The organism is Oscillospiraceae bacterium (assembly GCA_009780275.1).
Taxonomy (GTDB): Bacteria; Bacillota; Clostridia; order Oscillospirales; family UBA929; genus WRAI01.
In genome coordinates this window covers 51,122-63,271 of sequence record WRAI01000009.1, presented here as the reverse complement: position 1 = coordinate 63,271, position 12,150 = coordinate 51,122, and the positions used below count along the sequence as shown (strand labels likewise).

Sequence of the window (12,150 nt, the reverse complement as noted above, 5' to 3'; positions counted from 1 at the left end):
CCGCGCTCTGCCGCCGCAGGCAACATCACCAGCACCATGCACAGCACAAGAACACTCGCCACCCACCGCAATACCAAGGGGCGATTTCTGCCTTTTTTCATACAGCTTCTCCTCCATATATTTTCCATATATTTATCGTTTTTAGGCCGCCTTTTTTTCAGGCAACCTCGGTTGCCTCTACTTTAGCACATATTCCTGCCAAAGTCAAACATTTTCAGTAAAATTTATGGGCTTTACATTTCCCGCAACCTATGATACAATGCAATGTATTTTGTATCCTCTTGCTCAGTTTTAGGGTATTCACCCGCCTACAACCGGGCTTGATGGGCAACAAAGCACACGATCAAAAACAAACAAGGAAAGGTGAACTACCCCATGATTCAAAAGGAAAAGAAAAACCAAGTCATCAATGACAACCGCACACATGCGACCGATACCGGCTCGCCCGAAGTGCAAATCGCATTGCTCACAGCCCGCATCAACGAGTTGACCGAGCATCTCAAAATCCACAAAAAAGACAACCATTCGCGCCGCGGCCTGCTCAAAATGGTCGGCGTGCGCCGCAGTCTGCTCGATTATCTGCAGCGCAAAGACATCGAACGGTACCGCGCCATCATTGCCAAATTAGGCTTGCGGAAGTAGAGGTACACATTATAATGATTACTCAAAGAGAATTCCCCGGCAATAAAGTTTATTCCACCACGCTGGGCGGGCGGCCGCTGACCGTTGAAGTCGGCAAATTCGCCGAACTGGCTAACGGCTCATGCATGGTGCGCCACGGCGACACCGCCGTATTGGTCTGCGCTACGGCATCTGCCTTGCCTCGCAACGGTATTGATTACTTTCCGCTGAGCGTTGACTTTGAAGAACGCCTCTACTCGGTCGGCCGCATCCCCGGCAGCTTTATGCGCCGCGAAGGCCGCCCCTCTGAGCGTTCAGTGCTGGCAGCGCGGTTGATCGATCGACCCATGCGTCCGTTGTTCCCGTCTGATATGCGCAATGACGTCAGCATTTTGGCGACCGTTATGAGCGTCGACAACGACAACGGGCCTGAAATGCCCGCTATGCTCGGCGCATCCATCGCGTTGGCGATTTCTGATATTCCGTGGAACGGCCCAATTGCTGGCACAGCAGTCGGTTGTGTTGACGGTGAGTTGACCATCGCACCCACCACGGCGCAGCGCGAGAAGTCGACGTTGAACTTGGTTGTCGCAGGCACGGAAGAGCGCGTCATGATGATTGAAGCCGGCGCAAATGAAGTGCCGGAAGCCGAGATGTTGGCCGCCATCAAGTTTGCACAAGACGAAAACGCCAACCTTGTGCGCTTCATCAAAGGCATTGTCGCCGAAATTGGCAAGCCGAAATTCGAGTACGCCTGCTCACCAATCAACCAAGAATTATACGATGTCCTGATGGCAAGCAAAATCGACGCTTTGCGCCACTGCATGGACACCGACGACAAAGTTGAGCGCGACGCCCGTATTAAGGCATTGCGCGCCGAAGTCGTTGCCGAATATGCTGAACAATTCTCGACTGTGGAAGCCGATTTCGGCGACGTTGTATACAAAATGCAAAAACACGTCGTGCGCCGCTGGCTGCTCGACGACAACAAGCGCGTCGACGGACGTGATATGCTTGATGTGCGCCCGCTGGCTTCGGAGGTCGGCATTCTTCCAAGAGTACACGGCTCGGGTATGTTTACCCGTGGCCAAACACAAGTGCTGACAAGTGTCACACTCGGCACAATCGGCGACCAACAAAAACTCGACAACATCTTTGAAGAAGAGTCTAAGCGCTATATGCACCATTACAACTTTCCGCCCTATTCGGTCGGCGAGGCACGTCCATCACGCGGTCCGGGACGGCGTGAAATCGGTCACGGCGCATTGGCCGAGCGTGCATTAGAACCCGTCATTCCCAGCGAAGAAGATTTCCCATACGCCATCCGTTTGGTCAGCGAAGTCATCAGCTCCAACGGTTCGACATCGCAAGGTGCCGTCTGTGGCTCAACCCTGGCATTGATGGACGCCGGCGTACCGATCAAAGCACCGGTTGCCGGTATTTCGGCCGGTCTTGTCGTCGAAGGCGACACTTGGAAGACTTTTACCGACATCCAAGGCATTGAAGACTTCTACGGCGACATGGACTTCAAAGTTGCCGGCACCAAGGCGGGCATTACCGCCATCCAAGTCGACATCAAAATCGACGGTCTAAGTCACGAGGTTATCCAAAGCGCCTTGGAACTCACGCGTGACGCGCGTTACGATATCCTCGACAGTTCCATGCTGCCCTGCATTCCCACACCGCGCGAAGAGCTTTCACCCTTTGCGCCCAAGATGATTATTTTACAAATCGACCCTGAGAAAATCCGCGATGTCATCGGAAAAGGCGGTAGCGTTATTCAAAAAATTGTCGCTGATACCGGCTGCAAAATCGACATCGAGGACGATGGCCGCATCTTTATTGCTGCGATCAACACCGAGGACGGCAAAAAGGCCGAAGATACTATCAAATCAATCGTATTTGAACCCGAAGTTGGCACGATTTTCCAGGGCACGGTCACCCGCGTTATTCCCATCGGTGCATTCGTTGAATTCGCACCGGGTAAAGAGGGCATGGTGCATATCTCAAAAATTGATCACGGGCGTACCGAAAAAGTTGAGGATGTGCTCAACGTTGGTGATATCACACCCGTCAAATATTTGGGCATCGACGAAAAAGGCCGTATGAATTTGTCAAGAAAAGACGCATTGCCACGCCCATAAACCGTAAGCGAAGGGCGCAGTGATGACAACGCGCCCTTCGCCCTAATTTCTTACCCTTTTGCAAAAAAGGTACCGCGCCCGAGACGGCGGATGGCTTTCCCGCCCGCAGGCGCCATGATATCGAGGTCTAGATGACAAACATCACAACTCTCTCCAACGGCGTAACGCTGTTGCTGGAACCCGTTGACAGCGTTCGAAGCGCGTCAATCGGCATTTGGGCGAATGTCGGTTCGCGGCATGAGACAGCTGCCCAAAACGGCATCTGCCATTGTCTTGAACACATGGTATTCAAGGGCACGACGCGTTATTCGGCGACCCGGTTGGCGGCGTTGACCGACAGCGTCGGCGGACAATTTAATGCCTACACCACCAAAGACGCGACTGCCTACTATGCTCGCGTCCTGCACAATCATTTGGCCACAGCGCAGGATATTTTGACTGACATGGTGTTTCATGCCAACCTGCGCGATAAGGATTTGTCACTCGAACGCAGTGTAATTTTGGAAGAGATCGACATGTACGAAGATTCGCCCGAAGATTTGGTCGGCGAAACTTTATTACAAGCCGTCTTCCCCGGACAGGCGTTGGGTCGCCCAATTCTGGGGTCGCCTGAAACATTACAAACACTGACGGGCAAAGACTTACAAACCATGCGTGACCAGGCTTACCGGGGATCGAATCTCATTGCCGCTATCGTCGGGCAATACAACGATACTGATATTAAGAATTTTGCCGACGTGCTCAGCACCATTCCGGCCAGTGAAGCTGTTCAAACGCAAAAAGCATCATACATCTCCGCCGTTATAGCAACTGATAAGCCGTTAGAGCAGAACCATTTGTGTCTGACGTTCCCCTGCTTGCCCGCAGGACATGGTCGACGATATATCAAACATCTATTGTGCGGCATTTTGGGCGGCGGATGGTCATCACGGCTGTATCAAGCCTTGCGCGAGACGCACGGATTGTGTTACAATGTGTATTGCAACACAACATCGTTTATCGATACAGGATTGCTAAGCGTTTACACCGCACTGGGCCACGACACCGAAGACAAAGCATTGCGTATGATTGGCGAAATCTTAGCTTCATTGGCGCATGATGGCCCAACCCAAGATGAGCTTGATCGTCATCGCGAATCAGTTAAAGCCAGCGTGGTCATCGGACTCGAATCAACCGGCTCGCGCATATCGCACGCCGTGCACAGCATGAAAGTTCTCGGCCATGTCGCTACAACTGACGAAATCATCACCGGTTACGATGCCGTAACAGTTGAACAAATACGCCAACTGGCAGCTGAGACGCTGCGTCAACCGTCATTTTCAGCCGTCGGACAAGTCAAGCACACCGATGCGTACCGAAATTTGATTGAAAAGGCGCTTTGTTTGTCATGTTAATAGAAGTACACATACCCTAAACCTTCCCAATTCACGAGAGGAGTCATTCAACCATGAGTGCATCACGCGAAAAACGACTACGCAAACAACAACGTGCCGTACCGGTCGCCACGGAGAAAAAGCCCTTTAGCTGGGACAAATTTTTCACTAAAGTACTGGTCATCGGACTGGCTTTGCTCTTTGCCACCATGCTCTTTTTATCAACAGGCATCGCCGAGCGCAATCTAACCGCGTTGGAATTCCGCGGCGAGCGAGTTTCGGTCGCCGAGTACAATTACAATATGGGTCGAGGTGTTGTTGAGTTTGGCTCTTGGGTCGGTCAAAATATCGACCTGCGCTATTCGCTTGCCTCGCAGGGTCAAGCCGGCATCGCCGCCAGTGGCATCGCGCATGCCAACCGCCAACTGCACGAAACTTTAATTTTAGTTGCCTTAGCGCATGAGGCCGGCATGGAACTCAGCGAAGAAAACCGCCTGCGCATTGATGCCGAGATGGAGGCTTTCGAAACCGCCATCCGCGAAGTCGACAACCGTCCCAACCGCTTCCTGCGCCAACTCTACGGACGCGGTGTCGATTTGAATACTGTACGCTCCAGCATGGAACGTCAATTCTTGGCCAATCAATTCCGCGAACAATGGAACCGCGACCAAGTCTTCACACAAGAGCAATATGACGACGAGTACGAAGAAAATCAAGACGACTACGATGTTGTAACGCTCATGGTTTATCGCGTTGCCGAAGAAACACGCTCACTGCCCGGCGTCGACGATAACAATGGAGATGATGTCACAGAAAGCGATACACCCGACCTCCCCATCCCCGATTTGACGCAACCCGGGGCTTCTGACGAAGACGATGGTGAAGACGAGGAAGACCAAGTCACCATCACAACCCTCAGAGATGACGCACTTGCCGCCGTCCGCAGACAAGCCGAAGCCTTTGTCAACCGCGTCAATGACGAGGACGACACCGAAGCGGCATTCATCGATGAAGTGCTTGCCCTGCAAGATGACAATGCCGAATTTGACGCCGAAAGCGTCTTCCGCCGCGGCCTGCTTCAAGACGACATCAACATCCTGGGCACGGCCACCATACCCGCTCTGCCCGGCGACGAAGACGATGATGACGAAGATAATGAGGGCAGCGGCGAAACAACTGTCACTGTTGGACAATGGGCATTTGCCGCTGGTGCGCGCGAGGGCAACATTGCTATCTTTACTCACACTAATCCCGCCGGAGAAGATGATGAAACCGTAACGGCACATGCCTATGTTGTGCGTTTTGTGTCACGAGACAAGGCAACACACACGGCCTACGCAAACCTTCGCATCATTACCGTACCGGCAGAGCGCACTGCAGGCGCTGACCCGACCGAAGAGCAAGTCACTGCTGCGTATGAAGAAATTGAAGACATCTTGGCGCAATTTGAGGCTGGCGACGCAACAGAAGACATCTTTGCTGCCCTGGCACGTGACATTTCTGGAGACTCCACCGGCGGACGGCTTGATCAATACCGCCTGCCCTATCAAGCTGAAACAGAGCTTGACCAATGGATTACTGACAGCGCACGCCGCGCAGGCGATGTAGCCATCCTACCATTGCCCTCTCCCGAGGGTAGCGATATCGTGCCGGGCTACGCCCTTGTCTACTTCCGTGAATTCTCCGAACTGGACACATGGCAGTTCTTGGTGCGTGAACAACTGCTTCAAAGAGCCTATCACGGCGACCCCGCGCCCGGCACCGATGAAGAGGAAGACCCGGCTAGAAACATTGGCTTCCTGGCCGAACAAATGGAGGAGCACCCCATGCCCATAATCCGTTGGCCGGCGCGTATGTTCTCACTAGAGCGCAGGCTGTAAACCACAATTACACTCATATTCGCCGCTTTACGGGCGACCGTTCTTGGTCGCCCTCCACTCTGATTGCCAAACGATAAGGAGAATCATCATGAAAACTTGGCTAAAACTTGCCCTGCTCATGGCCGCGATAGCCGCCATTGCCTTGATTGCTTTCGGTTGTTCGCGCATTGATGACGAAAATGAACCCGGCACCCCAACCGGCCCGCCGGCCATCACCGCGCCCACGCCCAATCCGGCGTTCCATGAAACGGCGCTGGTTATCGATGGCGTGGAAATCTCGGTCATTGAATACAACTATTTCTACGCCCGCCTATTTGGCGCTTACATGGAAAGCACGCAAGGCCTCGGCGCCGATTTAACAGTCCCGCTTGACCAACAACCCTCCATGTTTGACGAAGAGCAAACCATCGATGAAATGCTGCACGAACAAACAGTATCGCAAATCCGCACCATGATTGCGCTCTCTAATGCCGCTGATCGTGCCGGCATCTCACTGGATCCATCCGATCATGACGAAATCCGCCAATATCAAACGGCTGTCGAAGAGCAGGCCGCCGAGATGAATGTCACTCCCGACGAGTTGATTGCCTACCACTTCGGCTACGGTGCCGATATGGCATTGTTGCTGCATGACATGGAGCGCTCCATCTTGGTCAACCGCTACGTCGACCAATTCCGCGACAACTTGACTTTTACCGACGCCGAGCTGGAAACTGCCTACAATGAAGACCCCAATGCCGTTGACTTCGTCGACTTTCGTGTCTTCTCTTTTGACGGCACACCAACAGGCAATGACACCGAAGAGGACGCTATGGCACAAGCCCGCGAGCGCGCCGAAGCCATGATGGCCGCCGTTGATACCGAGGCCGATTTCATCGCCTATGCCAACGAAAACCGCCCACCTGAGCAAACCGGCTTTGACGGAGACCAACACACACTAGAAGTCGGTTCATCCTATACACGCACGCCTGTCTTGGTGCGTGAGTATTTGTTTGATACAGATCGCCAAGGCAGTGACATTACTGTCATTGCCGGTCAATCTGAATATTTCGTCGTCATGTTCCTGCGCCGTTACCGTCCCGAGGGTCCTGCCTCGGTTGATGATGTAGAATCCATCGACGTGCGGCATATCCTGATTGGCTTTGAGGAGCGTGACGGCGTGCCCGGCCACATGCGTGACGATATAACTGACGAAGAGCGCGACGATATACGCCATGCTGCCCAAGACATTCTTGACCAGTGGCTCGCCGGCGCAGCAACCGAGGCAAGTTTTGCCGACTTAGCACGCCAATACAGCGACTGCCCATCAGGTCAACAAGGCGGCATGCTCGCCAACACCCAGCGCGGACAAATGGTGCCTGAATTCAATGACTGGTGCTTCGACAGCACCCGCCAAGTCGGTGACTACGGCGTTGTCATGACCCAATTCGGTGCCCACGTCATGTATATGTCGTCCATCGGCACGCAATGGCAAGATTTAATTCGCCCGATTTTAGAACGAACTGCCGTCGATGAGCATATTGAGACACTCACCGAAGCCGCTGAGGTCGTCGAAAATGATGACTTCGACCGCACCTTTATGCTCACTTTCTTAGAAGAGCCCGAAGAGGCCGCTCCACCCACCAACGATGAAGAGGAAAACGAAGACACAGCCGAGGGTGATGAAAACACCGAGGAAGGTGAATAAAAAAAAAGCCGCCTACGGGCGGCTTTTCTCTTACTTAAAACTCACATCATCAATATACACATTGCCAATTTCGTCGGTATCTGCCTTAAAGCGAATGATTGCCTTAACCACACCGTGCGGCGCTTTACACGTCGTCACGCGGTAGTAGCCATAGCCACTGCACTGTGTGTTGAGATCGCCACGCCGTATTTCAACGACTGCGCCGCGTTCACCTTTGTGTCGCGTTTCAAACAACACCTCAGCCGTCAAACCGGCATTGCAATCGTCACTCTTAGCAAAGAATGATAGCTCGCAGCAAACGCCCTCATCCACATGATGGATGGTCTGGTAGATGCAACTGCGACGCGACAACGCCACCGCACTCTTGCCCGTATGCACAGTCCCGCGAGCTGTTGTACGCTCAATGCTTCCATGTGGCTCATAGCCCATATTCGGTTCAATGTGACAGCCTTCCCAATCACGCGGCAATCCGTTTATCCAAGTTTCAAAACCAGGATTGCTGACTCTTTCACAGGCATTACACGGCTTGCCGCGCTCGCCTCTCGGGCCTCGTTCACCCTGTTCGCCTTGCTCACCCCGACGTCCGCGCTCACCTTGCTCCCCGCGTTCGCCTTGATGCCCGCGCTTGCCGCGTTCGCCCGGCTCACCTTTTTCACCGCGCTCGCCTCTTTCGCCCTTCGGACAGTCACAAATCACGATACATTTTCCCGGTTTTGGCCTTATTCCGTGATGCTTGCCCGACTGCTCATCATCGTCATCATCACAGTCACAGCCTTTATCCGGTCGCTTTTCATCATAATCATCATCTTGGTCTTCGCCTTGACTGCCTTTTTGACCGCCGTCGTAATCTTCGTCTTGATTCTCATTTTGATTGTCTCTTTTGTCATAGTCTTCGCCTTGGTCATCATGGCCCCGCGGCACAAATCTTTGGTAAAAATTCTTCTCTTCCATAGTTAGTCTCCTTACAATGTTTTACTGATGGCATCCCGTCCATACTATGTCGAAATTCGCCGACATGACACATTGACACACCCCGCCTTTTCCTGTATGATAGAGATATTCAGGAGGTGACGCATGGAATTATCCGCCGCATGGGTGCAATCGCTTGCGCCCGACACCTTCGCCAACGCGCAAAAACTCGCCATGAGTAACGCTGCTTTAAGTGACTTACACATCCATCAAACCATCCTATCCGGCCAATGCGCCGGCAATGGTAACAAGATTTATCGCCTTTGGGTTGACTTCAGCAACAGTGCAATGCCCCTGTCGAAGTGCAGCTGCCCCAGTCGCAAAAAGCCTTGCAAACACGCCCTTGCTCTGCTACTCGCCTACATCTATACACCCCATCACTTCACAACTTCCGCCACCCCGCCCGAATACTTCACGCCGCGCAAGCCCTCTAAAAAAACAGCACTTCGTACCGATAACAACAAAAAAATGGTACAACAGCTTGATGGCATAACACAAGCGTTGACATTACTTGAAGCCATGGCAAAGCAAGGCTTAGCCTCCATCGACGGCAAAAGCCTATCTCACTACACCGCGCAGATACGCCTCTTGGGCGATTTCTATATCCCCGGCATCCAACAATCACTGTTGACTATGCTCGACAATTTCCTTATCATCGACACTGAAATCATGCACGTCACATTACACGAAAACGTATCGCGCCTCCACGCCGCCTTGTGCCGCTGCCAGCGCTACTTACAAGACCGCTTACAAGGCAAAGCACGTGACACAGCGTCTGACATTGAATCCTTTATCGGCACCGCGTGGCAACTGTCGGAATTAAAAACATTCGGCTTAACCATGACCGATGCAAAATTGATACAACTGGCATTCACTGTCTACGACAACGAACCGTTGTTGCGCTATGAGGATATAGGGTTATGGCTGTCGCTCAACGACGGCATCATCTACACCACACGCCACGTACGCCCCTATACAGCGGGCACACATCTACACGCTGAAGATAGCATAGAGACCATATTAACCATTCCGACACTGTACCGCTACCCCTCCGAAAACCTCAACCCTCGTATCCGTTGGGAGTCCGCGCCACATGCGCAATTACCAACCACCGACGTGTGGTCAACAATCATGTCACACGCGCAAAGCGACTGGAAATCAGCGTTGCATACCGCGCGCAAACAATTGATAAACCCTTTATGTCACAACGCCTGTTATATCCTGCTCACTTTTGATGCATTGGGACACGTTGATGGAAATCTAGCCATTCGGCAGAACGAAAGCTGCATTACACTGCACAGCCCCCTCTATGACGGCTTCCCACCCACCATACCAACATTGACGGCATTGGGTAGCCAACCCAAGTCTTGTATGCTCGTACAAATCACATGCCGCAACCACACCCTACAAATCGCGCCGATTTCACTGATAACTCGCACAGGATTAATTCATTTGCAATAGGTCCCACTCGGGCATCCCGCATATACGCTACATCGTGACTAAAAAGGAGCCATCTCATGTCCCTCGTCCAGGCCACAACAACAGAGCTGCGCCGCATAACACTTGCCGGCGCTCATTGCGCGCGCGGTGACGCCATATTACAAGCTCTCGCGGCACAGTTGACAGCTGCAGGGCAAAGCGTGCCCGTCTACGGTAAACTTGCAGTGTCATTGGGACAGTGCGCCGACGCTGCTACAATACTACAAGCCTCAGCATTGGCATTGGCCGTCAACGTCACCCAAGCCGAATACCTTGCATCTCTGGAAAACTTCAAGCCATTGCGTGGCAAGCCTTGTAAACTCTCCTCTCCCCTACCTCATACTCAACTGGCAGCCTTACGCCGCGCCCTTGAAGACCCTGCGCAACTGCCTCAATTGCAAGAAGCCTTCTATGCTGGAAAGTTACGTGACATTCGCCTCATTGCGCCACTATGTCAAGCCCTGCTCAATACTTCACACGGCATCGCCATGCTTGCAGCACAAGCGCTGTGCAGCGTAGACAATGCTTGCCTGCCGTTGCTCGAACCGCAATTCAACCCGCAAAATCCGCGCCATTCCATCATTCTTCGCGTGCTGGACGCATTAAAAAGCAGCGATAAGCTCATTAAGAAAACTTACACATCTGCGTGCCTCGAACTCCGCACCGTCGCCGTATCACTGATGGGCCGATACGAAACGCTTCATCCACTGCTAAACACCTGCCTGCTCGACAATGAAAAATCCATACGCCTCGCTGCGCTCAACGCCACAGTCATACGCGGCGACAAAGCTGCACTGCGTATCCTGCAGTCAACACGCAAACACATCATCTCAGATGAACGCCCGCTCTTCGACGGCTGCATCAAACTCCTCAAACTCCCCAAATATGCGCGCCAGCACCCCGATTTCTCCAATTTTACAAAAGGCGGTAATTTCTCATGACACAGCTGCGCCTGCCAGCCGAGCAGCAATATCAGGCCGAATTAAACGCACTCGTTGCCAACGACAGTGCCGAAAAACCATACGGTTGGCGCCTTTCGCCACGCGCCGTATTACTCTACATTACAGGCGGCCAATGCGGCGATATAAACATTACACCCAAGTACATCGGCCACAAACGCCTCGTTGAAATTGCTATTGCCACCCTGCAAACCGACCGCGGACTGCTGCTCACCGGCGACCCCGGCACAGCAAAATCGTGGCTGAGCGAACATCTTTGCGCCGCGATTACCGGACAGTCCACCAATGTCATTCAAGGCACCATGGGCACCGATGAGTCACAAATTAAATACGGCTGGAACTATGCCATGCTCATCGCCAACGGCCCAACGCCCGATGCGCTTATCAAATCGCCTGTCTACACCGCCATGGAAAACGGCGGACTGATTCGTTTTGAAGAAATTTCGCGTTGCGCCGGTGAAGTCCAAGATGCTCTGATTGGCATCATGAGCGAAAAATTACTCCCCATACCCGAGCTGTCACAAACGGTGCAAGCCGCCCGCGGTTTCAACATCATCGCCACGGCAAACACCCGTGACCGCGGCATCCACACCATGTCCGCGGCACTCAAACGCCGTTTCAACACCGTCATTCTGCCGTCGCCTGAAACACCTCAAATCGAGCAAGAAATCGTCACTGTCCGCGTGGCACAACTATCACAGCATCTACCCTTAACGGCGAAGCCGCCCAATGACGAAACCATTGCCAAAGTCATCAAAATCTTCCGTGAGCTCCGTGCCGGTGCCAGCGACAAAGAAAAATTCAAACAGCCATCAAGCCCTATGTCCACCGCCGAGGCCATCAGCCTGCTCATTAACGCTATGGCGCTGTCAAGCGGTTTCGGCGACGGTAATATCAATGATAGCGACCTTGCTGCCGGTCTCCACGGTGCCATTGTCAAAGAAGAACAAGACGCGGCCATTTTCAAAGAATATCTTGACATTGTTATAAAACACCGTGACAAGCCCTTATACACAGCGTGCCGGGAGTTGGTGTAGC

9 protein-coding genes are annotated in these 12,150 nt (G+C 52.8%); 8 read left to right on the top strand and 1 reads right to left on the bottom strand.

Translation table 11 applies throughout. The features are described from left to right. The first annotated feature begins 375 nt into the window (after positions 1-375). The 5 genes from rpsO (at position 376) to FWE06_04205 (ending at position 7,705) form a co-directional block, all read left to right on the top strand. The gene (gene rpsO / locus FWE06_04225; GenBank protein MCL2546385.1) at positions 376-642 is read left to right on the top strand and encodes a 30S ribosomal protein S15; all 267 of its coding nucleotides are present in this window, start codon (positions 376-378) and stop codon (positions 640-642) included. 14 nt (positions 643-656) lie between these two features. Next, on the top strand, positions 657-2,765 hold the full coding sequence (locus tag FWE06_04220) for a polyribonucleotide nucleotidyltransferase (GenBank protein MCL2546384.1): 2,109 nt from the start codon (positions 657-659) through the stop codon (positions 2,763-2,765). 131 nt (positions 2,766-2,896) lie between these two features. After that, a complete protein-coding gene (locus FWE06_04215; GenBank protein MCL2546383.1) occupies positions 2,897-4,159 on the top strand; it encodes an insulinase family protein in 1,263 nt (420 codons plus the stop codon). 53 nt (positions 4,160-4,212) lie between these two features. Continuing rightward, positions 4,213-6,018, top strand: a complete 1,806-nt coding sequence (locus tag FWE06_04210) for a peptidylprolyl isomerase (protein MCL2546382.1) — start codon at positions 4,213-4,215, stop codon at positions 6,016-6,018. 88 nt (positions 6,019-6,106) lie between these two features. Further along, positions 6,107-7,705 carry a peptidyl-prolyl cis-trans isomerase gene (locus FWE06_04205; protein ID MCL2546381.1) on the top strand — a complete coding sequence of 533 codons (1,599 nt, stop codon included), beginning with the start codon at positions 6,107-6,109 and terminating at the stop codon, positions 7,703-7,705. Between the two features lie 30 nt (positions 7,706-7,735). Here the strand turns inward: FWE06_04205 and FWE06_04200 are convergent, their stop codons facing one another. Then, positions 7,736-8,656 (bottom strand): collagen-like protein, encoded by a 921-nt coding sequence (locus FWE06_04200; protein ID MCL2546380.1) that lies wholly within the window; start codon positions 8,654-8,656, stop codon positions 7,736-7,738. Positions 8,657-8,779: 123 nt separating this feature from the next. On the opposite strand from FWE06_04200, the gene FWE06_04195 reads away from it, so the two are divergent. Genes FWE06_04195 through FWE06_04185 form a run of 3 tightly spaced genes read left to right on the top strand, consistent with a single transcriptional unit; the run spans position 8,780 to position 12,149 of the window. Further along, positions 8,780-10,135 (top strand): SWIM zinc finger domain-containing protein, encoded by a 1,356-nt coding sequence (locus FWE06_04195; protein MCL2546379.1) that lies wholly within the window; start codon positions 8,780-8,782, stop codon positions 10,133-10,135. Positions 10,136-10,191: 56 nt separating this feature from the next. Continuing rightward, on the top strand, positions 10,192-11,094 hold the full coding sequence (locus FWE06_04190) for a hypothetical protein (protein ID MCL2546378.1): 903 nt from the start codon (positions 10,192-10,194) through the stop codon (positions 11,092-11,094). Next, complete coding sequence (locus FWE06_04185; protein ID MCL2546377.1) at positions 11,091-12,149, top strand: AAA family ATPase; 1,059 nt, start codon at positions 11,091-11,093, stop codon at positions 12,147-12,149. The genes FWE06_04190 and FWE06_04185 overlap by 4 nt, the downstream gene beginning before the upstream one ends. Position 12,150: the final 1 nt, after the last annotated feature.